The organism is Streptomyces sp. NPDC045678, from assembly GCF_056432085.1.
The window spans coordinates 185,755-211,138 of the sequence record NZ_JBWKJS010000011.1 but is presented as its reverse complement, the minus strand read 5'-3'; the positions used below and the strand labels follow the sequence as shown (position 1 = coordinate 211,138).

Genomic DNA, 25,384 nt, shown 5'->3' with positions numbered 1-25,384 from the left:
CTGCCCCCCTGCTCAGCTCACAGCGCGTCGGGGCCGCGCTCCCCGGTCCGCACCCGCACCGCCGTGTCGACGGGGACGCTCCAGACCTTGCCGTCGCCGATCTTGCCGGTGCGGGCGGCCTTCACCACGACCTCGATGAGCTGCTCCGCGTCGTCGTCGTCGACGAGGACCTCGATGCGGATCTTCGGTACGAGATCGACGGTGTACTCGGCGCCGCGGTAGACCTCGGTGTGGCCGCGCTGCCGTCCGTAGCCACTGGCCTCGGTGACGGTCAGGCCGTGCACGCCGAAGGCCTGCAGCGCCTCCTTGATCTCGTCGAGCCGGTGCGGCTTGACGACCGCGGTGATGAGCTTCATGCGTCCACCTTCTTGTTCCGCTGAACCTGGGCCGTTGCCTGCGCGCCGTCCGCGCCGGGCGCCGGTACCTCCGTACGAGGAGCCCTGCCGCCGCCCGCTCCGCTGAAGTCGTACGCGGTCTCCGCGTGCTCGACCTGGTCGATGCCCGCGACCTCGTCGTCCTCGGAGACCCGCATGCCGATGGTCTTGTCGATGAGCAGGGCGAGTACCGCGGAGGCGAGCAGGGAGTACGCGAGCACCGCTCCGACGCCCGCGAGCTGCTTCCACAGCTGTTCCAGGCCGCCTCCGTAGAACAGGCCCTGCGCCTTGGACTGCCCGCCGCCGGTGGCGAAGAAGCCGACGAGAACCGATCCTGCGATGCCGCCGACCAGGTGGACCCCGACGACGTCGAGGGAGTCGTCGTACCCGAACCGGAACTTGAGCCCGACCGCCATGGCGCACAGCACACCCGCGATGGCGCCGATGGCGATGGCGCCCAGCGGCGAGCAGGAGCCGCCGGACGGGGTGATGGCGACGAGGCCCGCGACGGCGCCGGACGCGGCGCCCAGCGTGGTGCACGCGCCGTGGCGGAGCTTCTCGTAGAGGAGCCAGGCGAGCATGGCGGCGGCGGTGGCGACCTGTGTGTTGACGAACATGAGCGCGCCGACGCCGTCGTCGTTGCCGAGCCACGAGCCGGCGTTGAAGCCGAACCAGCCGAACCACAGCAGGGCCGCGCCGAGCATGACGAGCGGCAGGGAGTGCGGTCGCATCGGGTCCTTCTTGAAGCCGACGCGCTTGCCGATGACGAGGATGACGCCGAGGGCGGCGGCGCCCGCGTTGATGTGGACGGCGGTGCCGCCGGCGAAGTCGATGACGCCGAGTTCGAAGGCCCAGCCGCCGGTGCCCCACACCCAGTGCGCGACGGGGAAGTACACGATGGTGGCCCACAGGGCGATGAACAGCGCCCAGGCCGTGAACTTCACGCGGTCCGCGAGGGCGCCGCTGATCAGTGCGGGCGTGATGACCGCGAACATCAGCTGGAAGACGGCGAAGACGTAGACCGGGATGGTGTAGCCGTCCCAGAGCTGGTTGATGCCGAGCCCGCTGAGTCCTACGTAGTCGCCCTCCCAGCCGAAGAGGCTGCCGTGGTCGGTGCCGAACGCGACGGAGAAGCCGTACAGCACCCAGAGGACCGTGACGATGCCCAGGCTGATGAAGCTCATCATCAGCATGTTCAGGGTGCTTTTGACGCGGACCATGCCTCCGTAGAAGAAGGCCAGGCCCGGTGTCATGAGCATCACCAGGGCGGAGCAGATGAGCATGAAGCCTGTGTTGGCGGCAGACAGCTCGGGGGCGTCTGCGGCGATCGTGATGCCTGGGGGCATCGGCGTCTCCTCGCTGTGGGGCCGGTTGTGCGCCAGAGACTGGCTCAGCGCCGTTTCGGCGGGGGCCCCTCGGTGTTTCGCCGCAGTGACGAAGAGGTCGTGCGTGTTACGCGCCCATGAACTCGCGGGTCGCGCGGGGTGTGCGATGCACCCCTGTGCGCGCTACTGGAACCGGCCGCGGCGGCCATCCGGCTGACCTGGCATGGGGGAGCCGAGTCGGGCTGTAAGGGATGGCCCGGCCGCGGCCGGGGCAGGTGGTGCCGGGTGTCAGACCGCCTCCACGGTCTCCGGCATCTCGATGGCGAGTCGTTCGGTGAGCTCGACGACTTCGGCGACGTCCCCGAAGTCCCGCACGGCGGTGTCGACGGTCTTGCGCAGGCGGGTGTTGACCCGCTCGGAGCGCACTTTCTTGGCGATGCCGAGCGCCTGTCCCGCGAGGACCGTGCTCTGCTCGGGCTCGCGTTGGAGCAGGTGGACGGTTGCTTTGCCGATGAGGTTCAGCGCGTACGAACGCTGGTGCTCGAGGTCCTTCTCGAAGAGTTCCACGGCGCGGTCCATGACGGGTTCGGCCAGCGAGGCGTACGTGGGGCTGCGGCCCGCCACGTACGCCAGGTCGCGGAACGAGTGGGCGTTCTCGCCGTTCAGCTCGGCCTCGGAGAAGAAGCGGATCCAGTCCGGCTCGGGCTCGCCGAAGTCCTCGGCGTCGGCGAAGGTGTCCTCGGCCATCCGCACGGCCCGCTTGCACTTGCCGGGCTGGCCCATGCTCGCGTACGCCCTGGCCTCCATCGCATACAGCATGGCCTGGGTGCGCGGCCCCGCGCAGTCCCGGCTTCCGTACTGCGCGAGGTGGATGAGTTCGAGTGCGTCGTCCGGCCGGTTGAGGTGGATCATCTGGCGGCTCATGCTCGACAAGATGTACGACCCCAGGGGCTTCTCGCCCGCTTCCTTGGCGGCGTGCAGGGCGAGGACGAAGTACTTCTGGGCGGTGGGCTGGAGCCCCACGTCGTAACTCATCCAGCCCGCCAGTTCGGCCAGTTCGCCCGCGACCTTGAAGAGGCGCTTGGAGGTGGCCTCGGGCTGGGGCTCCTGCAGCAGGTCCGTCACCTCGTGCAGCTGCCCGACGACGGCCTTGCGCCGAAGCCCGCCCCCGCACTGGGCGTCCCACTGGCGGAACATCACCGTCGTGGACTCCAGGAGGTCCAGCTCCGGCCTGGAGAGCCGCGCCGGGCGGCGCGACGCGGCGGGCTCGGGGTCCTCGCGCGGCGTCGCGGGCGAGGGCACGAGCCAGCGCTGCATGGGCTCGATGAGGGCGGGGCCCGCGGAGAGCGCGAGCGAGGTGCCGAGGAATCCGCGGCGGGCGAGCATCAGGTCGCTGCGCGAGAACTCACTGATGAGGGCGACCGTCTGCGGCCCGGTCCAGGGCAGGTCGACCCCGGAGGACGCGGGCGTGCGGTGCGCGGCACGCAGGCCCAGGTCCTCGACGGCGACGACACAGCCGAACCGTTCGGAGAACAGCTCGGAAAGGATGCGGGGAATCGGCTCGCGCGGATTCTCGCCGTCCAGCCAGCGGCGCACCCGTGAGGTGTCCGTGGAAATGTGATGTGCACCCAACTGCCGTGCCCGCCGGTTGACTTGCCGGGCCAGCTCGCCCTTGGACCAACCGCTGCGCACGAACCACGACGTGAGCATCTCGTTGGGGCGCTTCTCCGCGTTCGCGCCGCCTCCGCCATTGCCGCTCACTGGAACGCCCCCATCCCTCAAGACATCTGCGCGCTGTACACGGCTAGCCCTAACAGAATGCCGCCACTCGCCGCCGTCCGTCCGGAGAATGTCACCCATCGAACAGGAAACCGACTTGCCTCCGGCATACCCACGAGTGCTCGAACTTCCAGGGCCGTGTACCGAAAGTAATCCCACGATCACCCGTCCGGCGAGGGCGATCGCGGAAACGCCACCATTCGCCACCCCTTCGAATGAACTCCCTTGCCCCCGCAAGCGATTCACTTGACATAGGACGGATGAAAGTGGGCGGAGAGAAGTGCGCTGGGGCGCGTACCACCGGGCGCACCACCCGCTGGGCCACTGGGCGCCGTCAAGAACAGAGGGTCACGATCCGATTCCGTCACGTAACCGCGGCACGCTCGACCCGTTGGAGGGGGCATGGGCTTCACGATCGGCGGCATCCGGGGAACCGACCGGCCCCGGACCGGATCACGGCGGCGCGGCCGCACATCGGACTGCACGGCGGTGGCGGAGTACACCGGACTCTGGGGCTGGGCCGCGGCGCCCGGCGCCCGTGCCCTGGACGACGTCTGCTCGTGCGGAGCCGCCGACTGCGTGGCGCCCGGCGCGCACCCGCTGAGCTTCGCCCCCGAGGTCCCGGCCGGGGCCACGCTCGACGAAGTGGCGGACGCGTGGGCCGAGTTCCCCGGAGCGGCGGTCATGCTGCCGGTGGGACGCGCTTTCGACGTGATCGAGGTGGCGGAGGCCGCGGGGCGGCGCGCCCTGGTCCGGCTGGAGCGGATGGGCCTCCCCCTGGGTCCCGTGGCGGTCACCCCGGACGGCCGCGCGCAGTTCTTCGTCGCCCCCGGCGCCGCGACCGAACTCCCCCAGCTGCTCTACCGGATGGGCTGGGACGACGCCGCCCTCGACCTGCACGGTCTGGGCCAGGGCGCGCACATCACCGCGCCCCCGTCCGACCGCGGCGGCCTCGGCCCGGTCTGCTGGCTCCGCGCCCCCGCCCTCGATTCGGCGACGAACCCGCCGCAGGCCCGCCTGCTGCTCGGCACCCTGGCGTACGTCGCACACCGGTCCCCCGCGTAACGGGCCGGTACAGACGGAAGGGCCCCCTCGCATCTGCACCGTGCGAGGGGGCCCTTCTCCGCGTACGAGAATCGCCGAAGCGGTCCTCGGTCGCTCAGTCGCCGATGAGCGCGTCGACGAACGCCTCGGGCTCGAACGGCGCCAGGTCGTCCGCGCCCTCCCCGAGACCCACCAGCTTCACCGGCACGCCCAGCTCGCGCTGCACGGCGACGACGATGCCGCCCTTGGCGGTGCCGTCCAGCTTCGTGAGGACGATGCCCGTGATGTCGACGACCTCGGCGAAGACGCGGGCCTGGATGAGGCCGTTCTGCCCGGTCGTGGCGTCGAGGACGAGCAGCACCTCGTCGAGCGGGGCGTGCTTCTCGACGACGCGCTTGACCTTGCCGAGCTCGTCCATGAGGCCGGTCTTGGTGTGCAGTCGGCCCGCGGTGTCGATGAGGACGACGTCGGCGCCGTCCGCGATGCCCTCCTTGACGGAGTCGAAGGCGATCGACGCGGGGTCGCCGCCCTCGGGGCCGCGGACCGTGCGGGCGCCCACGCGCTCGCCCCAGGTCTGCAGCTGGTCGGCGGCGGCCGCGCGGAACGTGTCCGCGGCGCCGAGGACGACCGTGCGGCCGTCGGCGACGAGGACACGGGCGAGCTTGCCGGTGGTGGTGGTCTTGCCGGTGCCGTTCACACCGACGACCATCACGATGCCCGGCGTCTCCAGGCCCGACTCGGTCTTCACGGTGCGGTCGAGGTCCGCGCCGACGAGCGTGAGGAGTTCCTCGCGGAGCAGGGTGCGCAGCTCGTCCGGGGTGCGGGTGCCGAGAACGCGGACGCGCTCGCGGAGCCGCTCCACGAGCTCCTGGGTGGGCGCGACGCCGACGTCCGCCGTGAGCAGCGTGTCCTCGATCTCCTCCCACGTGTCCTCGTCGAGGTGCTCGCGGGACAGCAGCGTGAGCAGTCCCTTGCCGAGCGCGTTCTGCGAGCGGGAGAGCCGGGCGCGCAGCCGGACCATGCGGCCGGCGGTGGGCTCGGGAGTCTCGAGCTCCGGCGCGGCCGGCTCCTCGACGACCGGCTCCTCGACGACCGGTGCCGACGCGGTCGGCTCGGCGAGCGGGAGTTCCACCTCCTCGATCGTGCGGCGCGTTTCGTCGCGCGGCGTCTCGGCCTCGTCGCCGACCTTCGGTTCGGCGGGAGGGGCGGTGATGGTGGGCGTGCTGGACGGGGCCTGCGGGGGCAGCTGCTTCTTCTTGCGGCTGCCGATCACGAGCCCGCCGAGCGCGCCGATCACGACCACGGCGATGACTACAGCAAGGATGACGATTTCCATAACCCGTCCAGTATCGGCCATGGCCCCGGAAGAGGCCCAGATTGGAGTTTCCTCCAAAGAACATATGCCCTGCGAGGGCACTACTCGGACTAAAGTACGATGGAGGTCTCCGCATCAACGCGCGTAGAGTCCATCGCGATCACCCCCACCGACGGGTCGCAGCGTTGCGAGCCGAGCGAGAGGCACGGACCCACCCCCATGAGCACCACCGCCGAAACCGAAGGCGCCCTCGAGACACGCGGCCTCGAGCCCGTTCCGGACGCCGAGCGCACGGGCCGTACCCGTGAGCTCTTCCCCACCTGGGTAGCGGCCAACATCAGCGTTCTGCTGCTCACCATGGGCGCGGGCCTGATCGTCTCCAACCGCCTGAACATCTGGCAGGTTCTGGTCGTCGCCCTCGTCTCGCCCCTGTTGAGCTACGGCATGGTGGGGTTGATCTCCATCGCCGGCAAGCGCGGCGGCTCCCCGGGCATGACGCTCTCCCGCGCGGTCTTCGGCCAGCGCGGCAACCTCTTCCCGGGCGCCCTGATCTGGGTCGCCCGCTGGGGCTGGGAGACGATCAACGCGGTCACGGGCGCGTACGCGATCATCACCGTCCTGAACATCTGCTTCGGCGTCGAGTCGAGCACCTGGCTGACGGTCGTCACGCTGGTCGCCTTCGTCGCCTGTACGTTCCTGATCAGCGGCCTCGGCCGCAAGATCCTGCACGTCTGCAGCACCTGGTCGACGTACGCCTTCGGCGCGTTCAGCGTGCTCGTGCTGATCTACCTCATCGCCGAGACCGACTGGTCCGCCGTCTTCGACAAGCCCGCGGGTTCCACCGCGATGATGGTCGCGGGCGTCGGCACGATCGCCGCCGGTGGCATCAGCTGGGTCCCCACAGGACCGGACTTCACCCGCTACCTGCCGCGCACGGCCTCCAACAAGCCGCTCATCGGCCACGCCATCGGCGGCGCCGGCATCGTCGTCGTCCCGATGGTCCTGATGGGCGCGGTCATGGCGGTCTCCGACCCGAAGCTGTCCTCGGCGCAGGACCCGGTCTCCTTCCTCGGCGAGCTGCTCCCGATGTGGATCGCGGTGCCGTACCTGCTGATGGCCCTGATCGGCATGCTCCTGATCAACTCGATGTCGATGTACTCCGCGGGCTTCACCGCCATGACGCTCGGCATCAAGGTCCCGCGCGCGTGGGCGGTCAGCGTGAACGCGATCATCAGCCTGATCTTCGGCTACATCCTGATGAACGTGGCGACGAGCTTCATGGGCTCGTTCATCTCCTTCCTCACCCTCCTCGCGGTCGCCTTCTCCGCCTGGATCGGCGTCTTCGGCATCGACATGCTGCGCCGCAAGACGTACGACGGCGAGGCGCTGATGGACACCAAGCGCACCAGCGCCTACTGGTACAAGGCGGGCTTCGCCTGGCAGGCGATGACGGCGTGGGCGATCGCCCTGATCGGGGGCCTGCTCTTCACCAAGGTCGACTGGTTCAGCGGTCCGCTCGCCACGTCCTGGATCGGCCGCCACGGCCTCGGCTGGCTGACCACGATCGTCATCGCGGCCGTGCTGTACGCGGTCCTGCCGAAGACCCCGCTGCCCGAGACGGCCGCCTCGGGCAAGGACAACGGCGAGACCGAGCTGGTCTCCGCCTGATCCCCGCCAACTTCCCGACGGACAACCTCGACTTCCGTACGAGGCTATCCATCTGACCCCCGGTCAACTACCGTCCCCCTTCGCCGCCCACGCACGGTGAAGGGGGACGTTCCCATGCCCACCACAGTCGTACGGTTCAATCTCGTCGATCCCGCCGCCACACCCGCCTCGTTGAGCGAGCGCTACCGTGCCGCCCTGGAGATGGCCACGTACGCGGACGACCGCGGCATCTCCACGATCCAGACCGAGGAGCACCACGGCGCGGAGAACAACTGGATCTCCTCGCCCTTCACGTTCGCGGGCGCGGTGTTCGGAGCGACCCGGCGCATCGCGGTGACGGTGTCCGCGATCATCGGCCCGCTGCACGACCCGCTGCGGCTCGCCGAGGACATCGCCGTGCTCGACCTGCTGAGCGCGGGACGCCTGGTCACGGTGGCGGGGATCGGTTACCGGCCCGAGGAGTACGAGCAGTCGGGCGTCGACTGGAAGAGCCGCGGAAAGCTCCAGGACGAGCTGCTGGAGACGCTGCTCGCGGCCTGGACGGGTGAGCCCTTCACCTTCCGCGGCCGCACGGTGCGGATCACGCCGCGCCCCTTCACCCGGCCGCACCCGCTGCTGCTGGTCGGCGGTTCCTCGAAGGCGGCGGCCCGGCGCGCGGCCCGGCTCGGACTGCCGTTCTTCCCGAGCGCCCATCTGCCCGACCTGGAGGCGTACTACCAGGAGCAGCTCACGGAGCACGGCACGGAGGGCTGGACGATGATGCCCGCCGCCGAGACCCCGCTGCTGCACGTCGCCGACGACCCGGACCTCACCTGGGCCAAGCACGGCGAACACTTCCTGCACGAGGCCCGCACGTACGCCTCCTGGCAGAACAAGGACATCCGCTCGGCGGTGAAGTCGACGGCCACGACGGTGGAGGAGCTGCGCGCCGAGGGCGTGTACCGCGTCCTGACGCCCGACCAGTGCGTGGAGTACGCGAAGAGCGGCGCGGGCAGCCTCATCCTGCACCCGCTCTCCGGCGGCATGCCGATCGACGAGGGCTGGCGCAGCCTGCACCACTTCTGCGAAAACGTACTGCCCCGGCTGAAGGACAAGTGAGCACGAGTCCTTCGGCCGGGGCAGCTTCCTGAAGAGGAGGGGGCAGCGGGGGTTAGCCCATCTCCTCCAGGGCCTTGCCCTTCGTCTCCTTGACGAACTTCATGACGAAGGGGATCGAGACGGCGGCGAACGCGCCGTAGATGATGTACGAGCCGGTCAGGGACCACTCGGACATGCTCGGGAACGTCTTGGTGATCGCGAAGTTGGCGAGCCACTGCGCGGAGGCGGCCACACCGAGCGCGGCGGCGCGGATCCGGTTGGGGAAGATCTCGCCGAGCAGCACCCAGACGACCACACCCCAGGACAGGGCGAAGAAGAGCACGAAGGCGTTGGCGGCGATGATCGCGGTCAGGCCCTGCGCGTTCGGCAGCGAGACGTTGTCGCCGGAGCCGGTCTTGTACGAGAACGCCCACGCCATGGTGAACAGGGCCGCGGCCATGCCCGCGGAGCCGATGATGGCCAGGGGCTTGCGGCCGATGCGGTCGACGAAGATCATCGCGATGACCGTGCCGACGATGTTCACGATCGACGTCTCGAACGAGTACAGGAACGAGCTGCTCGGGTCCTTGCCGATCGACTGCCACAGCTGGTTCGAGTAGTAGAAGATCACGTTGATGCCGACGAGCTGCTGGAAGACCGACAGCCCGATGCCGATCCACACGATCGGCAGGAAGCCGACCTTGCCGAGCAGGTCCTTGAAGGACGGCTTGTGCTCGCGGTGCAGGCCGCGCTCGATCTCGTCGACGCGCGCGTCCAGGTCGATGGAGGTGCCCTCGACCTCGCCGAGCACCTTCTTGGCCTCGGTGTGCCGTCCCGCCGAGATCAGGAAGCGCGGCGACTCGGGGATGATGAAGGACAGCAGCCCGTAGAGCAGCGCCGGGATGACCATGACGCCGAGCATCCACTGCCAGGCCTCGAGCCCGCCGACCTTGCCGCGCTGGTCGCCGTCGGCCATGTTCAGGATGCCCCAGTTGACCAGCTGGGAGACGGCGATGCCGATGACGATCGCGGCCTGCTGGAACGAGGCGAGACGGCCGCGGTAGGCGGGGGGCGCGACCTCGGCGATGTACGCCGGGCCGATCACCGAGGCCATGCCGATGCCGATGCCGCCGATGAGGCGCCACACCGTGAGGTCCCAGGCGGCGAAGGGCAGGGCCGAACCGATGGCGCTGGCCGCGAAGAGGACGGCGGCGATCTGCATGCAGCGGATGCGGCCGATGCGGTCGGCGATGCGTCCGGCCACGGCCGCGCCGACGGCGCAGCCCAGGAGCGCGGTGGCGATGATCCAGCCGAGCATGTTGGCGTCGACGTCGAAGCGGTGCTGGATGGCGACGGTCGCGCCATTGATCACCGAACTGTCATAGCCGAAGAGGAAGCCACCCATCGCGGCGGCTGCCGTAATGAAGATGACATGGCCGAGATGGTCCGGATGGGCCTCTCTGGCTCCGGACTGAGGCGCCTGCGATGTGCTGGTCACGTGTACTCCTCGGGCCACCGGCAACGTCGCCGGGGGTGGGGGCGAGTTCTTCAAGTGGCGCACAACTTCACGCCGCCCACCACCTGAAGGTAAAAGCAACGTTGCAGAGACTATGCCTTCAAGTTACGAAGTCAATAGGTGGGCTGCTGTGAATTTGAGGGCACTTTGAGGCCCAGTACGTTCAAGTCTTGAAGCCTTGGAAGGTGGGGCTAGCGGAGTCGCTGGCTGATGACCTTCGAGACGCCGTCGCCCTGCATCGAGACGCCGTACAGCGCGTCCGCGACCTCCATCGTGCGCTTCTGGTGCGTGATCACGATGAGCTGCGAGGCTTCCTGCAGCTCCTGCATGATGCGGATGAGCCGCTGCAGGTTGGTGTCGTCGAGCGCCGCCTCGACCTCGTCCATCACGTAGAACGGGCTGGGCCGCGCCTTGAAGATCGAGACGAGCAGCGCGACGGCCGTCAGCGACCGTTCGCCGCCGGACAGCAGCGAGAGCCTCTTGACCTTCTTGCCGGGCGGCCGGGCCTCGACGTCCACGCCGGTGGCGAGCATGTTGTCGGGATCCGTCAGGATCAGCCGTCCCTCACCGCCGGGGAACAGCCGCGAGAAGACGCCCTCGAACTCCCGGGCCGTGTCGTAGTAGGCCTCGGTGAAGACCTGCTCGACGCGTTCGTCGACCTCCTTCACCACCTGGAGGAGGTCGCTCCGTGTCTTCTTCAGGTCTTCGAGCTGCTCGCTGAGGAACTTGTGGCGCTCCTCCAGCGCCGCGAACTCCTCGAGAGCCAGCGGGTTCACCTTCCCGAGCTGCTGATACGCCCGTTCGGCGGACTTGAGCCGCTTCTCCTGCTCGCCCCTGACGAACGGCACCGGCAGGTTGCGCGGATGGCTCGGGTCGTCGGGCAGCTCCTCGCCCTCGGCGGCGGGCGAGGGCGGCACGGGCTGATCGGGGCCGTAGTCGGCCACGAGTCCCGCCGGCTCCACACCGAGCTCCTCCAGTGCTTTGGTCTCCAGCTGCTCGATCCGCAGCCTCTTCTCGGCTCCTAGTACCTCGCCCCGGTGAACTGAATCAGTCAATTTGTCGAGCTCGGCCTTGAGATCACGGCCCTGGCCCCGCGCGGCGAGCAGATCCCGCTCCCGCACCTCCTTGGCGCGCTCGGCCGCGGTGCGCTCGTCGTCCGCCCGTACGAGGGAGATCTCGACGTGGGCGAGCAGCTGACGCCCGCCGGACGCGACGGCCTCGGCGACGGCCGCCTCGTGGCGCAGCCGCGCCTTGCGCTGTTCGGCACGCGCGCGTGCCTCGCGTTCGGCGCGGGCGGCCCGGTCGAGGGAGTCCGCGCGACCCGCGAGCGCCTTCACCCGCTCCTCGTGCGTACGCGCCTGGAGTCTGGCCTCCATCTCGGTCTGCCGGGCGTTGGCCCCGTCGGCGGCGAGCCGGTCCCGCACGGAGGTGTCGGGCTCCTCGTCCTCACCGGCCGGGGACGCCTCCTCGGCGACGGCGAGCCGCTCGGCGAGCTCCTCGGCCTCCTCGACCGCCCTGTCCAGGGCGTCCTGCGCCTTCGCCGCGGCGGCGGTGCTGCGCTCCGCCTCGCCCGCGGCGCCCCGCGCCTGCCCGGCGAGCGCCCCCAACTGCTGCGCCACCGACGACTTCTCACGGTCGGCGGCCCTGCGCCGCTCCCCCAACTCCTCGACGAGCGCGGCGCACTCCTTGCGCCGCTCCCCCGCACGCTCCTGCGCCCGCGCCAACTCCTCGCACTGCGCGGCGAGTTGCTCCAGCTCCACGGCGGCTTCGTCGACGGACGCCTGCACTTCGAGCAGGCTCGGCGCCCCCGCGGAGCCACCCTGCGCGAAGTGCGCCCCGAGCAGGTCCCCCTCCGCGGTGACGGCGGTCAGTTCGGGGTGTGCGTAGACCAGGTCCTCTGCGTCCTCCAGCGTGCCGACGACGACGATCCCGCGCAGCAGTCGCCGCACCCCGGGCATCAGCTCGTCGGGTCCCCGCACGAGGTCGGCGGCGTACGGCGGCCCGCCGGGACGTTCCTGCGGTACGTCGTCGGGGGCGCCGCCGAGCAGCAGTGCGGCACGCCCCGCGTCCTGCTTGCGCAGCAGGCGGATGGCCTCGGCGGCGGTGCTCGGGCCGCTGACGGCGACGGCGTCGGCCGCGGCGCCGAGTGCGGCGGCGATGGCCACCTCGTGGCCGGGGGCGACGGTGAGCAGTCCCGCGGCCGGGCCGAGCAGCCCGGTGAGCTGTTCCTTGGCGGCGAGCAGCGCGCCCGTGCCGTCCTTGCGCCGCAGGCCGAGTGCGAGCGCCTCGTGCCGGGCGGCGACCGCGGCCCGCTTGCGTTCGGCGGCGGTGGCGGCCTCACGGGCGGCGGTGAGCGCGGCCTCGGCGTCGGTGAGTTCCCGCTTCGCCGCGTCGTGCCGCTCGCCGAGCTCGGCGTCGTCCGCGTCGAGCCCGTCGACCTCGGCCTTCAGCTGCTCGTACGCCTCCTGCGCCACGACCGCGCGCTCCGCGGCCTCGTCGCGTGCGACGGCGAGCCGGTCGATCTCGGCCTGGGCGGACGCCGCCCGCGACCGTGCCGCGTTGACCTGCCCGTGCAGCCGGGCGAGTCCCTCGCGCCGGTCGGCGATGGCGCGCGCCACGTCCTTGAGCCTGCGCTCCTCGACGGCCAGCTGCTGTTCGAGGTCGGAGCGGTGGGCGACGGTGTCGTCCAGGGCGTGTTCGGCGGCCTCCAGCGCGGCTTCGAGCTCGGCCTCCTGTTCGCGGATCCGGGCGGCCTCGCGCTCCATGTCCTCCGGATCGCGGCCGCGCCGCTCCTCGGGCGGTGCGGCGGTGGCGCTCTTGACCCGGGCGTCGGCCAGCGAGACGGTGCCGCGCACCCGCTCGGCCAGCTGCGACAGCTCGTACCAGGTCTGCTGGGCGCGCTGCAGCCGCGGCGTGAGGCGGCGTACCTCTTCCTCCAGCTGCGCCTCGCGCTGCAGGGCGGCCTTCAGCTCGGCCTCGGCGCTCTCCTTGCGCTCCTTGAGCGCGGCTTCGTCGGCGACCTCGGCGTTCAGTGCCTGGCGCATGCGGACGAGGTCGTCGGCGAGCAGGCGCAGGCGGGCGTCGCGCAGGTCGGCCTGGATGACGGCGGCTCTGCGGGCGACGGCGGCCTGCTGGCCGAGGGGCTTGAGCTGGCGTCGCAGTTCGTCGGTGAGGTCCTGGACGCGGGCGAGGTTGGCCTGCATCGCGTCGAGCTTGCGCAGCGCCTTCTCTTTGCGCTTGCGGTGCTTGAGTACGCCCGCGGCCTCCTCGATGAACGCGCGGCGCCCCATCGGGTCGGCGTGCAGCACTCCGTCGAGCTGTCCCTGTCCGACGATGACGTGCATCTCGCGGCCGATGCCGGAGTCGGAGAGCAGTTCCTGGATGTCGAGGAGGCGGCAGGTGTCGCCGTTGATCTGGTATTCGCTGCCGCCGTTGCGGAACATGATCCGCGTGATGGTGACTTCGGCGTACTCGATGGGCAGCGCGCCGTCGGAGTTGTCGATGGTGAGGGACACCTCGGCGCGGCCGAGCGGGGGCCGCCCGGTGGTGCCGGCGAAGATGACGTCCTCCATCTTGCCGCCGCGCAGGGATTTGGCGCCCTGCTCCCCCATGACCCAGCTCAGCGCGTCCACGACATTGGACTTGCCGGAACCGTTGGGTCCGACGACGCAGGTGATGCCCGGCTCGAACTTCAGTGTCGTCGCCGACGCGAAGGACTTGAAGCCGCGCAGGGTCAGGGCCTTGAGATGCACGCCGTCGGACTCTACCTTTCACTGACCGTTTCACCGATGAAGGTGCAGGGCACATCAGACGGTAAAGGAAGCAACGTACGACGAGACAAGAAAGAAGGGACGCCGAAGCGTCCCTTGGATGTCTTGCATACCTCTTGCATGTCTTGCATACGTGAGGGCAAGCGGCTGACTGACACTGACAGTCTGACCACTTGTTGGGTACTAAGGGCGCTTGTTCATCAGCTCAAGGCCCTGGTTGCTAGTGAGCGGACAGGGGTCAGGTGAGCGCAGGCTCCGCCTGGGGTACGTCGATGCTCTCCAGGAGCGATTCGTGAGAAGCGGCAGCCGCGAGCGCGTCGTTCTCGGCCTGGATACGGCCGAGCTCGGATTCGAGGTCCTGGACGCGCTGCTGGAGCCGTCGCATCTCGGCGAGAAGTCGCGGGTCGCTGCCGCCGACGTAACCGAGAAGCGCCTTTGCCATGATGGATGGTCCTCCACACTGAGTGACCGACCGAAGCGGTGTGGGTCGTGAGGGAATCGCACCCGCGGTGCTTGGCACTCATTGTTTCGCTGGGTCTTGCTGGCCGTTCTCACATGCCAAACAGCTAAGGTGCGCGGGGCTTCCAGAGTCTCACCAAAAAGTTTGACGGTCAACACGATCACACCCCGTATTGGCGGGCGACCCGGGGGCGCGCGGCCTGGAAACCGGCGGCGCTGCTACTCCTTCGGGGCCCTGGGGGCGTGGAGATCATCCTTACCCGGGGAGCCTGCCACGACAAGCCGTTCTTGGCAACCACCAGGCCTTTTCTGCCTCAGGCAGTTGCCCGGGACACTCGTCCGGCGCCCCGCCGCGCCGGCCCCACCGCGTTCGCCCGGGTCAGGCTCAGCGAATGGCGAAGGTCTCGTATATGCCACGCGGTGTGTCCCAGATCTCGGTGACCCCGTCGACGCGGCCGGGTGTGTCGCCGTCCCGGAGCCAGTCGAGCAGCGTCTGGCAGCCGGTCCGGGGCCCTTCGGCGACGACCTGGACGCGGCCGTCCTCCAGATTGAGAGCAAAACCACTCAGCCCGCCGATCTCCAGGGCCTTGGCCCGCGTGAACCAGCGGAATCCCACGGCCTGCACGCGTCCGCGCACCCAGGCGGTGAGTCGTACGTCTTCGTTCATGGGTGCACGCTAACCGGCCAATTGCTCTGTGAGCACTTCGTCCCCATGCGTCATCGCGTACAGTCGCGGATCGATGAGCCTCACTCATATGGGTGAGTCACGTTGATCTTAGGACGAAAGGCCAGGAGATGGGACGCCACCGACGCTCCGGCGCTGGACGGGCCGCCGCCACCCCTGAGGACCACCCGGGGACGGTGTCGCACCGCCGCAGGGGCCGCGCCTACACCCCCGTCCGCACGGGTCTGCTCGGTGTCTCGGCCGCCGTCGCGATGGGCGCCGTCGCGGTCGCCGCGGGCGTACTCCCCGGCAGCGACGGCTACCGCCTCGGCGGCGGTGACGACCCCGGCGAGGTGCGCTCCGCGGCCGTCCCCACCGAGGTGGACGCCCAGGGCGGCCGGAGCGGCGATGCCGACCGCGGCGAACCCACCCCGAGCCGCGGCACCGGACGCTCCGAGGCCCCGAATCCCACGCCCTCCAAGGCCGAGCGGAAGCCGTCCAGGACCCCGTCCGAGAAGCCGTCGTCCCCTGCTCCCGAGCGGGACGCAGACAAGAGCGGCAAGCCGAAGCCCGCTCCGTCCCACAAGCCCGAGAAGAAGCCCAAGGCTCCCCCGCCGGGCCGCTCCGAGTCGTCGTCCGACGAGAGCACGGCCGAGGCCGCGGTGCTCACGCTGGTCAACCAGGAGCGGGCCAAGGCGGGCTGCCGGCCGGTGCGGGCCGACGACCGGCTCGCCGCGCTGGCCGGCGACTTCAGCTCGGACATGGCCGAGCGCGACTTCTTCGACCACACCGACCCGGACGGCGCGACGCCGTGGGACCGCGCCGAGAAGGCCGGGATCACGAATCTGGGCGGCGAGAACATCGCCCGCGGCCAGGCCAACGCGCAGTCGGTGATGGACGCCTGGATGAACAGCGCGGGCCACCGCGCCAACATCCTCAACTGCGACTACAAGACCCTCGGCGTCGGAGCACACTTCGCGCCGGGCGGCCCGTGGTGGACGCAGGATTTCGGGTTCTGAGCGGTCCCCCCGTCCGAGCTGCTCGGACAGGGTCTTGCCCTAGCGGTCCGGACGGCCTGGAAGCGGTCCCCGGGCGGATTTTCGGGTGGTTGGGTGAGTAGTCAGGACGCGTCCGGCGCGCGGTCGTACGCAGCCAAGGTCGCCTTGCTGGTCGACGAGTCCATGAGTCGCAGCTCCCATGGGCCCGTGTTCACGTCGAACTCCTTGCCGAAGCCGCACCACTTGCCGGACATCCGGCGCCCCGTCGGATCTACCAGCATCTGAAGCGCACCGAAGTAACGGGCTCCCCTGTAGTAGCCCTCGGACGCCGTCTGCTCCGTCCATGTGCCGGTGACCGCGCTGCCGTCGATCTGGAGGTCCAGCGTCAGGGGGCTGTCCGGGTTGAGCGATGCGTTCGGCAGGCTGCGCGCCGTCAGTCGGTTGCCGTGCTGAAGCAGCACCACGAAGTGCTTGCCGGTGAAGACCTCGTTGTTCCGGCCGCTCGATACGAACTCGTACGTCGACAGCCACACGCCGGAGTAGTTTCCCCGGGGCGCCGCCTGGGGGGTCGGTGTCCCGCTCGCCTCCAGGACGCCGACGGGAGAGTCCTTGAGGTCGTGCCCACCCCGACCGTCCTCGGAGACGCGCGCCATGGGCGCGGCCGCGAATCCGAGCGCCTCGACGGGTAGGCCTGTCACGGATTCCAGAGCTCGAGCGTAGAGGGGGCGGGGGCAGCGATGATGCCTGCCTCCCAGCGCTGAACGAGCCGCTTGGACGCGTCGTTGCGCTGGCCGGCCCGCGTGCCGGCCTCACGGATGGCACGCGCGAACTCGTCCTGAGACAAGAGCAGCCCCATACGGACCGCCCGGAGGGTGCTGTTCGGTGTGGTCATGCGATCACGGTAGCTCCGTCACGTCGGTAATGACACCGAAATGACGCCCCCCGTGCCGCCCCTTTGACGCCCTTGCCGTCATCGCGCTGCCCGTTGTGACGGGGCCACGGTTGGGGGGCGACAGAGGCCACCGCGACGCGCGAACGTCCGGGGGCACGGCCACCTGAGAGAGCAGGCGACATGACCGAAGATGCGCAGCGGCCCACCACCGCGGGAACGGCGTCTCACGACGTGAGGCAGTACAGGATCGGCACCCTGGTCATCGACGAAGCGCGCAAGCGGCTGGGCGTCGTGATGGACCGCGTCGGCGGCCGTTACCAACTCAGGAGCCCGTCGGGGGGGGCCGGGAATGGGACTGCGCAGCCGAGTTCGCCAGGACCCCACGCCCGGGCGAAATCGTGCACGTGACCGCGACGGCCACGGGACGGCGCTCATGACCAAGGCGCTGATCCGCGAGGTTACGTGGCACCTCGCCCCGGACCGCGAACCGGATGCGGAACCTGTGACACGGCGCATGTGTTGCGTCGTCTGCGAGGACGACGGCAAGGGTTCGGATGCCATGTCGGCGCCGTTCGAAGACGGGGAAGACGGAGTCCTCGCTGGGCAGTCCTGGGTGTTCGGACACGTGGGGCGCCATCCCACGCACCACACTTTCAGGGAGATCATCTGCCGTCCGTGTCGGGCCGTCATGACGTAAGGGGCGCGGGACCGACCGCAGCCGCACCCTCACCATGTGATGCGCCCCGGGGCGGGGTGCGGCTACGCGGCTTCTTCCGGCTCCTGAGCCAGCGCCACCCCCGCCTGCGCTAACTATTCGAAAGCGCTGTGCGCGAGTAGGCTGTCCTCATGGAACCGATCGTCGGTGGGGAACCGACTGACCTGGCGTACGACGTGTTCTCCCGCCAGTGCCCCTCGCGGGGCACCCTGGAGCACATCACGGGACGCTGGGGCGGGCTCACCCTGGGTGCGCTGCACGACGGCACGTTCCGCTTCAACGAGCTGCGACGTCGCGTCGACGGCGTGAGCGAGAAGATGCTTTCGCAAACCCTGCACGCGCTGGAGCGCGACGGCCTGGTGCACCGAGACGCGCAGCCGACCAACCCGCCGCGCGTGGACTACGCGCTCACACCGCTGGGACGGGAGGTCGCCGAACGCCTGCTGGCCCTGATCCGCTTCGTGGAGAACCGGCAGGACGACGTGGCGCGCGCCCAGGAGCGCTACGACGCGACGCGCGGCGGCCGCTGACAGCGCGGGCAGAAGTAGCTGGACCTGTTCATCCAGGGGCGCCTGCGGATCGCGGCGCCGCAGCGGCGGCACGGTTCGTTCTCCCTGCCGTACGCGTCCAACGACCGGTCGAAGTAGCCCGACTCGCCGTTCACGTTGACGTAGAGACTGTCGAAGCTGGTGCCGCCGACGGCGAGGGCCGCGTTCATCACGTCCCGTACGTGACCGAGGAGTTCGGCCGTGCGCGGGCGTGTGAACGTGCCGGTGGGCCGTTCGTAGTGCAGCTTCGAGCGCCACAGCGCCTCGTCCGCGTAGATGTTGCCGACCCCGCTGATCAGCGACTGGTCGAGCAGCGCCCGCTTGATCGTCGTACGCCGGCGGCGCAGCGCGCGGTGGAAGGCGTCGTCGTCGAACGCGGCGTCGAGCGGGTCGCGGGCGATGTGCGCGATGACATCGGGCAGCCCGTCGGGGGTGTTGTCGTGGAGCGAGAGCCCGCCGAACGTGCGCTGGTCGACGAAGCGGAGCTCGGTGCCCTGCACGTCCGCGAAGCGCACCCGGATCCGCAGGTGCTTCTCGTCCGGCGCCTCATGAGGCTGCACGAGCAGCTGGCCGCTCATGCCCAAATGGGCCAGGACGGACTGCGCGGAGTCGGCGAGCGGCAGCCACAGATACTTGCCGCGCCGCTGCGCGAGACCGATCCGGTGCCCGGTCAGCCGGCTCCCGAAATCCTCGCCGCCCGCCACGTGCCGTCGTACCGCACGCGGATGCAGCACCTGCACGTCGGCGACGACGCGCCCGCTGACCCAGCGCTCCAGACCGCGCCGGACGACTTCGACTTCGGGCAACTCGGGCATGGGTCTCCTTCAGCACGATGCCGGCCGCCCCCCGGAGGGAGCGACCGGCAGCAAAGGATGGGCGGTGGTCAGACCGAGGGGGTGTCGGCGGTCCCCTCGGACCAGGCGGCAGCGGCGGCCTCGGCCGCCTTGATCCGCTCGTCCGCCGCGGCGCGGATCGCACGCCACGCGGACTCGGCGGCCTGCTGCTCCGCTTCCTTCTTGCTGCGGCCGGTGCCGGTGCCGTACGAGACGCCTCCGACGCGGGCGGCAGCAGTGAAAGTCTTCTCGTGGTCGGGGCCGCTCTCCGTGACGAGATACTCGGGCACGCCGAGGCTCTCCGTCGCGGTGAGCTCCTGGAGACTGGTCTTCCAGTCCAGGCCCGCGCCCAGGTTCGAGGACTTTTCGATCAACGGGTCGAAGAGCCGGTGGACCAGCTCTCCCGCGGCGTCCAGACCCTGGTCCAGATAGACCGCGCCGATCACCGCTTCGAGGGTGTCGGCGAGGATGGAAGCCTTGTCCCGGCCACCCGTGCCCTCTTCACCCCGGCCGAGCCGGATGAAGGAGCCGAGTTCGAGGCCACGGCTGACCTCCGCCAGCGCACGCGAATTGACCACCGCGGCCCGCAACTTGGCCAGCTGGCCTTCGGGCAGGTCGGGGTGGGTGCGGTACAGCGTGTCCGTGACGACGAGGCCGAGCACCGAGTCCCCGAGGAACTCAAGTCGCTCATTCGTCGGCAGGCCGCCGTTCTCGTACGCGTACGAACGGTGGGTCAGCGCACGCACCAGAAGGGCGGACTCGAGCTTGTACCCGAGCCGCCCTTCCAGAAGCGTGTGGGACGAGGCCGTTGTCTCCGCCAGTTTCTTGGCGTCTTCCGCCTTCTTGGGGCTAGACACGGTGCCTCTCACCAGCCGCTCAGACCTCGAGGACCTGGCGCTTGTTGTAGGTGCCGCAGCTCGGGCACGCGATGTGCTGCTGCTTGGGCTCCTGGCAACGCTCACACGAAACCAGGGTGGGGACCGCAGCCTTCCACTGCGACCGGCGGTGGCGCGTGTTGCTGCGCGACATCTTCCGCTTCGGAACAGCCACGGCTACTTCTCCTGCTTCTCGTCGACGCCCGCTTCCGCTTCGGCGCCGCTCATCTCGTCCTTCTCGCCGTCCTGGATGGTGCCAGCGAGTCCCTGCAAAGCCGCCCAACGGATGTCGACGGCGTCATGGTGGTGGTCCGGGTCGTCCGCGAGCCGCACTCCGCACTGGGAGCACAGGCCCGGACAGTCGTCCTGGCACACCGGCTGCATCGGCAGTGCGAGCACCACCGCATCACGCAGCACGGGCTCGAGGTCGAACATGCCGTCCTCGAGGTAGAGCCTGCTCTCGTCTTCCTCGGCGTCGTCGGCCGGCTCCGCGGTGCGGCCCCGGTCGTCGGCGTCAGGGTACGAGAACATCTCCTGGAAGTCCGCGTCGAGCTCCAGCTCGAGCGGCTCCAGACACCTTACGCACTCCCCCTCGGCCGATGCACGGGCGGTGCCTGTGACAAGCACCCCTTCCATGACCGACTCGAGACGGATCTCCAGCTCGACCGGGGCGCCCTGCGGCACTCCGATGACCCCTTCGATGCCGAAGGCGCTCGGCGGACCGGGCGCCTCGATCTCGCGGGTCAGCCGCTGCATGGCACCAGGACGCCGCCCCAGCTCGTGTGTGTCGAACACGAGGGGGTTTCGGTGGTCGAGGCGCGTGCTCAGGGCTTTTCCTGCTTTCGAATCCTGGGAGTTCAAGGGGGGCCGCCGCACCGATGCCGCTGAAAACGCCGCTCGGGTGGGCAGCCTGGATCGCGGACGTATGCGCGACCGAAGAGCCAGGATACTTGACCTTTCGCTCTCGGCCCAATCCGGTCCGTCAGGGCTGTTGACGCCCCTGTTCGTACTGGCGCAGCTGCTCGGCGCTGATCATGGTCGTGTCGAAGAGGCTGGCCTCTTCGAGCGTCGCGGCCGGCGTTTCGTAGCGAGGCTGTTCGTAGCCCTGCTGCTGGTAGCCGTACTGGTCCTGCTGCTGGTACGCGTACGGGTCCTGCTGGCCGTAGGGCTGCTGGTACGCGTACTGGTCCCGCTGCTGGTACCCGTCGTGCTGCGGGTAGCCGTACGGATCGGGCTGCTGCTGCGGCGGCGCGTAGGGCTGCTGGGCCGGGACCGGCGGGGCCTGGGCGGGCTGCGGCGGGGCGGGCTCAGCGGCGGGTGACGGCCTCGCCGCGGGCGACGGGCCCGCGAGGTCCGCCAGGTATTCGGCGTCGGTGGTGTGCCCCTGGGTGGCGGCGCCCTCGCCCAGGGTGCCGAGCTCGTCGGCGGGGGCCCGGCCGTGCAGGGTCTGGCGGCCGCGGCCGACGGCTTCGAGGGTCTTGGCGAGGACCGCCTCGAAGGCACCGAGCTTCGCGTCCACGTACGCGTCGGCGTTGCGGCGCAGCGTCTCGGGGTCGTGGCTGCGCTCGGGGGCGTCCTCGTCCTCGTACCCCTGCTCGTCGAGGCCGGGTCCGGTGCCGAGGAGCTTCTCGCGGCCGCGGCCGACCGAGCCGAGGGTCTTGGTGAGGACGACCTCGAAGTTGGCGAGCTTGCTGTCCACGTAGTCGTCGGCCTCGACGCGGACGTCTTCGGCGGCCTGGCGGGCCTCCGCGAGGATGCGGTCGGCCTCGCTCTGCGAGTTGCGGGCGACCTCGGTGTCGGAGATCAGGGAGCCGCGCTCGGCGTGCGCGGACTCGATGATGCGCTCGGCCTCCTGGCGGGCCTGCTCGACGAGCTGCTCGCGGCCGCCGATGAGCTCCTGGGCCTGGGCGAGGGAGCCCGGCAGGGCCTGGCGCACCTCTTCGAGCATCGAGAGCAGATCGGCGCGGTTGACCACGCACGAGGCCGACATGGGCATGGACCGGGCGCTGCCGACCGCCTGGACGATCTCGTCGATCTTCTTCTGCACGTCCACCGTGTGCTCGCCACTCTCTACAGCTGGTTGTGAGACGGACGGGACGACTGTAAGGCCAGTGGCCGCCCGCCCGACACCGGGTGACGAACCGTCAGCGATCCTGCCGACGGGTCACTTCTTGCCCAGGCGTTCGACGAGGGCCTCGTGGACCAGCGGCGGCAGCAGGTGCGCGACGTCGCCGCCCCAGGCCGCGACCTCCTTGACCAGCGAGGAGGAGAGGAAGCTGTAGGTGGGGTTCGTCGGCACGAACAGGGTCTCGACGCCCGAAAGGCCGTTGTTCATCTGGGCCATCTGGAGTTCGTAGTCGAAGTCGCTGACCGCGCGCAGGCCCTTGACGATGGCCGGGATGTCGCGCTGCTTGCAGAAGTCGACGAGGAGGCCGTGGAAGGACTCCACCTCGACGTTGCCGAAGTCGGCGGTGACCTGGCGGATCATCTCGATCCGCTCCTCGATCTCGAACAGGCCCTTCTTCGACTGGTTGATCATCACCGCGACGTGCACCACGTCGTACAGCTTGGAGGCGCGGGCGATGATGTCGAGGTGTCCATTGGTGATGGGGTCGAATGACCCCGGACAGACGGCGCGGCGCAACGTGAGTCCCTCGCTCTCCGGTCCGGTCATGGCGCGATCACTGAGTCGTCGCACGTAGAGGCGGCGCGACCGTACCAAAACGTCCCTTCGCCGTAGCGACGGGACCTGAGGGCCTCGAAACCCTCCGGCCAGCCGAAGACACCGCCTCTTGTACTGCGTTCAACGGTGACGAGCGCGTCGTCCGTGAGCCAGCCCTCCGAGCGGAGTGTGAGGAGGATCTCCCGAAGATCGTCATCACTGACGGCGTACGGAGGGTCGAGGAACACGAGGTCGTACGGGCTGGTGGGAGCCCCGCCCTGGACGATCTGGGCGGCTTTGCCCGCCCGTACGTCGGCGCCGGGCAGGCCGACCGCCTTCACGTTCTCGCGGATGGTGCGCGCGGCCCGCGCGTCGGCCTCGACGAGCAGGGTGTGGGCGGCGCCGCGGGACAGCGCCTCCAGGCCGACGGCTCCGGAGCCCGCGTACAGGTCGAGGACGCGGGCCCCGTGGAGCGTGCCCTGGAGGGCCTGCCAGGTGGAGAAGAGGCCTTCGCGCGCGCGGTCGGACGTGGGGCGGGTGCCGTTGCCCGGCGGGACGGCCAGGCGGCGTCCGCCGGCCGTGCCGGCGATCACGCGGGTCATCTGATTCCTTCTGGCTGGACGGTGGTCGTCCCACGATATGGCGTACTGCCCGGTCAGCCCTTGTCGAGGTACTGCTCGCGCTCCGCGTCGAGGAGGGCGTCCAGTGCGGTGCGCAGCGCGGGCAGCCGCTCGAGGTCGGGGTCGTCGGCGACCACGGCGACCGCTTCCTGGCGGGCTGCGGCGATGATCTCCTCGTCGTCGATGACGGCGAGCATCCGCAGGCTGGAGCGGACGCCGGACTGGGCCTGACCGAGGACGTCGCCCTCGCGGCGCTGCTCCAGGTCGATGCGGGAGAGCTCGAAGCCGTCGAGTGTGGCGGCGACCGCTCCGAGGCGGCCGCGGGCGGGGCTGGCCTCGGGCATGTCGGTGACCAGGAGGCAGAGGCCGGGGGCGGAGCCACGGCCGACACGGCCGCGGAGCTGGTGCAGCTGGGAGACGCCGAAACGGTCCGCGTCCATGATCACCATGGCGGTGGCGTTCGGTACGTTCACCCCGACCTCGATGACCGTCGTCGCGACGAGGACCTGCGTCTCGCCCGCGGCGAAGCGGCGCATCACGGCGTCCTTGTCGTCGGGCTGCATGCGGCCGTGCAGGACCTCGACCTTCAGGCCGCTCAGCGGGCCGCGGGCGAGCTGCTCGGCGACCTCGACGACCGCGAGCGGGGGCCGCTTCTCTGCGGTGGCCTCCTCCTCGGCCTTCTTCTTGGCCTTCTTGGGATCCTCTTCCTCGTCGCCGATGCGGGGGCACACCACGTACGCCTGGTGGCCGTTCTCGACCTCCTCGCGCACGCGCTCCCACGCGCGCGCCAGGAAGTGCGGCTTGTCCTCGGCGGGGACGACATGGCTGGCGATCGGCGAGCGCCCGGCGGGCAACTGGTCGAGGACGGACGTCTCCAGGTCGCCGAAGACGGTCATCGCCACGGTCCGCGGAATGGGCGTGGCCGTCATGACCAGGAGGTGCGGGGGCTGCTTGCCCTTGCCGCGCAGGGCGTCGCGCTGCTCCACGCCGAAGCGGTGCTGCTCGTCGACGACGACGAGGCCCAGGTCGTGGAACTGGACCTTGTCCTCGATCAGCGCGTGGGTGCCGATGACGATCCCCGTGTCACCGGTGACCAGGTCGAGCAGGGCCTGCCGACGGGCGGCCGCGCCCATGGAGCCGGTGAGGAGCGTGACCTTCGTGGCGTGCTCGGCACCGCCCAGCATGCCGCCCTCGGCCAGCTCGCCCATCATCTCGACGATGGAGCGGTGGTGCTGCTGCGCGAGGACCTCGGTGGGCGCGAGCATCGCGGCCTGCCCACCCGCGTCCACGACGGCGAGCATGGCGCGCAGCGCGACCATCGTCTTGCCCGAACCGACCTCTCCCTGGAGGAGGCGGTGCATCGGGTGTTCGGTCGCGAGGTCGTCGAAGATCTCTTTGGAGACCTTCTCCTGGCCGTCGGTGAGCGTGAAGGGCAGCTTGGCGTCGAACGCGTCGAGGACGCCACCGGGCTTGGGTCTGCGGGCCACGGCGGGGAGCTGGGCGTCCGCGTACCGCCGCCGGGCCAGGGCTACCTGGAGGACGAAGGCCTCGTCCCACTTGAGGCGGTCGCGGGCGGCGGTGATGTCCGCCTTGGAGTGCGGCCGGTGGATCTTCAGGAGGGCTTCGGGGAGCGGGATCAGGCCGCGTCCTTCGCGGAGGGAGGGCGGCAGCGGGTCCTGGGCCTCCTGGGCGCTGGGCAGGACCATGTCGACCGACTTGGCGATCTTCCAGGACTCCAGCTTGGCGGTGGCCGGGTAGATCGGCAGCTGGGCGCCGGCCCAGGAGCCGACGGTCTCGCCCGCCTCGTCGCCGTCGCCCCGCAGCAGTTCGTACGCCGGGTGGGCCAGCTGCATCTTGCGGTTGAAGACCGACACCTTGCCCGCGAACATCGCGCGGGTGCCGGGCAGCAGGTCCTTGTGCGGCTTGTGGATGCCGCGGCCGAAGAAGACGAGCTGGACCTGGCCGCTGCCGTCGGTGATCGTGACTTCTAGGCGCTGGCCGCGGCCGCCGTTGAACTTCAGGATGCGTGCGCTCGCGACCTGCGCGACCACCGTGACGTGCTCGTCCAGGGGCAGGTCGGCGAGGCGGGTGAGCTCGCCGCGCTCGGCGTACCGCCGGGGGTAGTGGTGCAGGAGGTCGCCGACCGTGTGCAGGTCGAGGTGCTCGGCCATCACCTTCGCGGTGGCGGGGCCGACCACTTTCTTCAGGGGTTCTTCGAGCGCAGGCACGAGATCCATTGCACACCACGCC

The 25,384-nt window shown here is 70.0% G+C and carries 22 protein-coding genes and 1 pseudogene; 6 read left to right on the top strand and 17 right to left on the bottom strand.

Annotated elements, in window-relative coordinates; genetic code table 11:
- Nucleotides 1-17: 17 nt before the first annotated feature.
- The 3 genes from AC07DO_RS33775 to nsdA form a co-directional block, all read right to left on the bottom strand.
- Nucleotides 18-356, bottom strand: a complete 339-nt coding sequence (locus tag AC07DO_RS33775; protein WP_150172692.1) for a P-II family nitrogen regulator — start codon at nucleotides 354-356, stop codon at nucleotides 18-20.
- The gene (locus AC07DO_RS33770) at nucleotides 353-1,720 is read right to left on the bottom strand and encodes an ammonium transporter (RefSeq protein WP_479065202.1); all 1,368 of its coding nucleotides are present in this window, start codon (nucleotides 1,718-1,720) and stop codon (nucleotides 353-355) included. The genes AC07DO_RS33775 and AC07DO_RS33770 overlap by 4 nt, the downstream gene beginning before the upstream one ends.
- A 267-nt stretch (nucleotides 1,721-1,987) precedes the next feature.
- Entirely contained in the window at nucleotides 1,988-3,460 is a 1,473-nt protein-coding gene (gene nsdA / locus AC07DO_RS33765) for a transcriptional repressor NsdA (RefSeq protein WP_479065200.1), read from the bottom strand.
- 420 nt (nucleotides 3,461-3,880) lie between these two features.
- On the opposite strand from nsdA, the gene AC07DO_RS33760 reads away from it, so the two are divergent.
- Nucleotides 3,881-4,543: a bifunctional DNA primase/polymerase gene (locus AC07DO_RS33760; protein ID WP_479065198.1), complete on the top strand. Its 663-nt coding sequence runs from the start codon at nucleotides 3,881-3,883 to the stop codon at nucleotides 4,541-4,543.
- A 94-nt stretch (nucleotides 4,544-4,637) separates the two neighbouring features.
- Here the strand turns inward: AC07DO_RS33760 and ftsY are convergent, their stop codons facing one another.
- Nucleotides 4,638-5,858 (bottom strand): signal recognition particle-docking protein FtsY, encoded by a 1,221-nt coding sequence (ftsY, locus tag AC07DO_RS33755; protein ID WP_479065197.1) that lies wholly within the window; start codon nucleotides 5,856-5,858, stop codon nucleotides 4,638-4,640.
- Between the two features lie 198 nt (nucleotides 5,859-6,056).
- Here ftsY and AC07DO_RS33750 point away from each other — a divergent pair, with 198 nt between their 5' ends.
- Both AC07DO_RS33750 and AC07DO_RS33745 read left to right on the top strand, forming a co-directional pair.
- Complete coding sequence (locus AC07DO_RS33750; protein ID WP_479065195.1) at nucleotides 6,057-7,505, top strand: cytosine permease; 1,449 nt, start codon at nucleotides 6,057-6,059, stop codon at nucleotides 7,503-7,505.
- 114 nt (nucleotides 7,506-7,619) lie between these two features.
- Nucleotides 7,620-8,603 carry an LLM class flavin-dependent oxidoreductase gene (locus AC07DO_RS33745; protein ID WP_479065193.1) on the top strand — a complete coding sequence of 328 codons (984 nt, stop codon included), beginning with the start codon at nucleotides 7,620-7,622 and terminating at the stop codon, nucleotides 8,601-8,603.
- 52 nt (nucleotides 8,604-8,655) lie between these two features.
- Here AC07DO_RS33745 and AC07DO_RS33740 read toward each other — a convergent pair whose 3' ends face one another.
- The 4 genes from AC07DO_RS33740 to AC07DO_RS33725 form a co-directional block, all read right to left on the bottom strand.
- Nucleotides 8,656-10,080 (bottom strand): sugar porter family MFS transporter, encoded by a 1,425-nt coding sequence (locus AC07DO_RS33740; protein WP_479065192.1) that lies wholly within the window; start codon nucleotides 10,078-10,080, stop codon nucleotides 8,656-8,658.
- A gap of 209 nt (nucleotides 10,081-10,289) precedes the next feature.
- On the bottom strand, nucleotides 10,290-13,850 hold the full coding sequence (smc, locus tag AC07DO_RS33735) for a chromosome segregation protein SMC (RefSeq protein WP_479065191.1): 3,561 nt from the start codon (nucleotides 13,848-13,850) through the stop codon (nucleotides 10,290-10,292).
- 256 nt (nucleotides 13,851-14,106) lie between these two features.
- Nucleotides 14,107-14,310: a hypothetical protein gene (locus AC07DO_RS33730; protein WP_055551056.1), complete on the bottom strand. Its 204-nt coding sequence runs from the start codon at nucleotides 14,308-14,310 to the stop codon at nucleotides 14,107-14,109.
- A 402-nt stretch (nucleotides 14,311-14,712) separates the two neighbouring features.
- Nucleotides 14,713-14,994, bottom strand: a complete 282-nt coding sequence (locus tag AC07DO_RS33725) for an acylphosphatase (RefSeq protein ID WP_479065189.1) — start codon at nucleotides 14,992-14,994, stop codon at nucleotides 14,713-14,715.
- A 128-nt stretch (nucleotides 14,995-15,122) separates the two neighbouring features.
- Between AC07DO_RS33725 and AC07DO_RS33720 the strand changes: the two genes are divergently transcribed.
- Entirely contained in the window at nucleotides 15,123-16,010 is an 888-nt protein-coding gene (locus tag AC07DO_RS33720) for a CAP domain-containing protein (RefSeq protein ID WP_479065188.1), read from the top strand.
- Between the two features lie 101 nt (nucleotides 16,011-16,111).
- Here the strand turns inward: AC07DO_RS33720 and AC07DO_RS33715 are convergent.
- Nucleotides 16,112-16,881, bottom strand: a pseudogene (locus AC07DO_RS33715) (helix-turn-helix domain-containing protein).
- A 349-nt stretch (nucleotides 16,882-17,230) separates the two neighbouring features.
- Between AC07DO_RS33715 and AC07DO_RS33710 the strand changes: the two are divergent.
- Nucleotides 17,231-17,578, top strand: a complete 348-nt coding sequence (locus AC07DO_RS33710; protein ID WP_479065186.1) for a DUF7848 domain-containing protein — start codon at nucleotides 17,231-17,233, stop codon at nucleotides 17,576-17,578.
- A 149-nt stretch (nucleotides 17,579-17,727) separates the two neighbouring features.
- Complete coding sequence (locus tag AC07DO_RS33705) at nucleotides 17,728-18,126, top strand: winged helix-turn-helix transcriptional regulator (RefSeq protein WP_479065184.1); 399 nt, start codon at nucleotides 17,728-17,730, stop codon at nucleotides 18,124-18,126.
- Here AC07DO_RS33705 and mutM read toward each other — a convergent pair.
- The 8 genes from mutM to recG form a co-directional block, all read right to left on the bottom strand.
- Nucleotides 18,099-18,959, bottom strand: coding sequence for a bifunctional DNA-formamidopyrimidine glycosylase/DNA-(apurinic or apyrimidinic site) lyase (gene mutM, locus AC07DO_RS33700; protein WP_479065182.1), 861 nt, complete (start codon nucleotides 18,957-18,959; stop codon nucleotides 18,099-18,101). The two genes, AC07DO_RS33705 and mutM, sit on opposite strands and share 28 nt — an antisense overlap.
- A gap of 68 nt (nucleotides 18,960-19,027) precedes the next feature.
- Nucleotides 19,028-19,846, bottom strand: a complete 819-nt coding sequence (gene rnc, locus AC07DO_RS33695) for a ribonuclease III (RefSeq protein ID WP_479065180.1) — start codon at nucleotides 19,844-19,846, stop codon at nucleotides 19,028-19,030.
- Nucleotides 19,847-19,853: 7 nt separating this feature from the next.
- Complete coding sequence (gene rpmF / locus AC07DO_RS33690) at nucleotides 19,854-20,027, bottom strand: 50S ribosomal protein L32 (RefSeq protein WP_026165248.1); 174 nt, start codon at nucleotides 20,025-20,027, stop codon at nucleotides 19,854-19,856.
- A gap of 2 nt (nucleotides 20,028-20,029) precedes the next feature.
- The gene (locus AC07DO_RS33685) at nucleotides 20,030-20,713 is read right to left on the bottom strand and encodes a YceD family protein (protein WP_150172663.1); all 684 of its coding nucleotides are present in this window, start codon (nucleotides 20,711-20,713) and stop codon (nucleotides 20,030-20,032) included.
- A gap of 121 nt (nucleotides 20,714-20,834) precedes the next feature.
- Entirely contained in the window at nucleotides 20,835-21,905 is a 1,071-nt protein-coding gene (locus AC07DO_RS33680; RefSeq protein WP_479065177.1) for a cell division initiation protein, read from the bottom strand.
- A 111-nt stretch (nucleotides 21,906-22,016) separates the two neighbouring features.
- Nucleotides 22,017-22,496, bottom strand: a complete 480-nt coding sequence (gene coaD / locus AC07DO_RS33675) for a pantetheine-phosphate adenylyltransferase (protein WP_190329651.1) — start codon at nucleotides 22,494-22,496, stop codon at nucleotides 22,017-22,019.
- Between the two features lie 26 nt (nucleotides 22,497-22,522).
- Entirely contained in the window at nucleotides 22,523-23,116 is a 594-nt protein-coding gene (rsmD, locus tag AC07DO_RS33670) for a 16S rRNA (guanine(966)-N(2))-methyltransferase RsmD (RefSeq protein ID WP_479065175.1), read from the bottom strand.
- Nucleotides 23,117-23,169: 53 nt separating this feature from the next.
- Complete coding sequence (gene recG / locus AC07DO_RS33665; protein ID WP_479065174.1) at nucleotides 23,170-25,371, bottom strand: ATP-dependent DNA helicase RecG; 2,202 nt, start codon at nucleotides 25,369-25,371, stop codon at nucleotides 23,170-23,172.
- Nucleotides 25,372-25,384: the final 13 nt, after the last annotated feature.

Excerpts from the sequence above, each read along its gene's own strand:
- ftsY (WP_479065197.1), bottom strand. The coding sequence starts at position 5,858 with ATGGAAATCGTCATCCTTGCTGTAGTCATCGCCGTGGTCGTGATCGGC.
- AC07DO_RS33705 (WP_479065184.1), top strand. The coding sequence starts at position 17,728 with ATGGAACCGATCGTCGGTGGGGAACCGACTGACCTGGCGTACGACGTG.
- AC07DO_RS33770 (WP_479065202.1), bottom strand. The coding sequence starts at position 1,720 with ATGCCCCCAGGCATCACGATCGCCGCAGACGCCCCCGAGCTGTCTGCC.
- AC07DO_RS33725 (WP_479065189.1), bottom strand. The coding sequence starts at position 14,994 with ATGAACGAAGACGTACGACTCACCGCCTGGGTGCGCGGACGCGTGCAG.
- AC07DO_RS33750 (WP_479065195.1), top strand. The coding sequence starts at position 6,057 with ATGAGCACCACCGCCGAAACCGAAGGCGCCCTCGAGACACGCGGCCTC.
- AC07DO_RS33720 (WP_479065188.1), top strand. The coding sequence starts at position 15,123 with ATGGGACGCCACCGACGCTCCGGCGCTGGACGGGCCGCCGCCACCCCT.
- mutM (WP_479065182.1), bottom strand. The coding sequence starts at position 18,959 with ATGCCCGAGTTGCCCGAAGTCGAAGTCGTCCGGCGCGGTCTGGAGCGC.
- AC07DO_RS33760 (WP_479065198.1), top strand. The coding sequence starts at position 3,881 with ATGGGCTTCACGATCGGCGGCATCCGGGGAACCGACCGGCCCCGGACC.
- AC07DO_RS33745 (WP_479065193.1), top strand. The coding sequence starts at position 7,620 with ATGCCCACCACAGTCGTACGGTTCAATCTCGTCGATCCCGCCGCCACA.
- AC07DO_RS33730 (WP_055551056.1), bottom strand. The coding sequence starts at position 14,310 with ATGGCAAAGGCGCTTCTCGGTTACGTCGGCGGCAGCGACCCGCGACTT.
- recG (WP_479065174.1), bottom strand. The coding sequence starts at position 25,371 with ATGGATCTCGTGCCTGCGCTCGAAGAACCCCTGAAGAAAGTGGTCGGC.
- rsmD (WP_479065175.1), bottom strand. The coding sequence starts at position 23,116 with ATGACCCGCGTGATCGCCGGCACGGCCGGCGGACGCCGCCTGGCCGTC.
- AC07DO_RS33710 (WP_479065186.1), top strand. The coding sequence starts at position 17,231 with ATGGGACTGCGCAGCCGAGTTCGCCAGGACCCCACGCCCGGGCGAAAT.
- AC07DO_RS33775 (WP_150172692.1), bottom strand. The coding sequence starts at position 356 with ATGAAGCTCATCACCGCGGTCGTCAAGCCGCACCGGCTCGACGAGATC.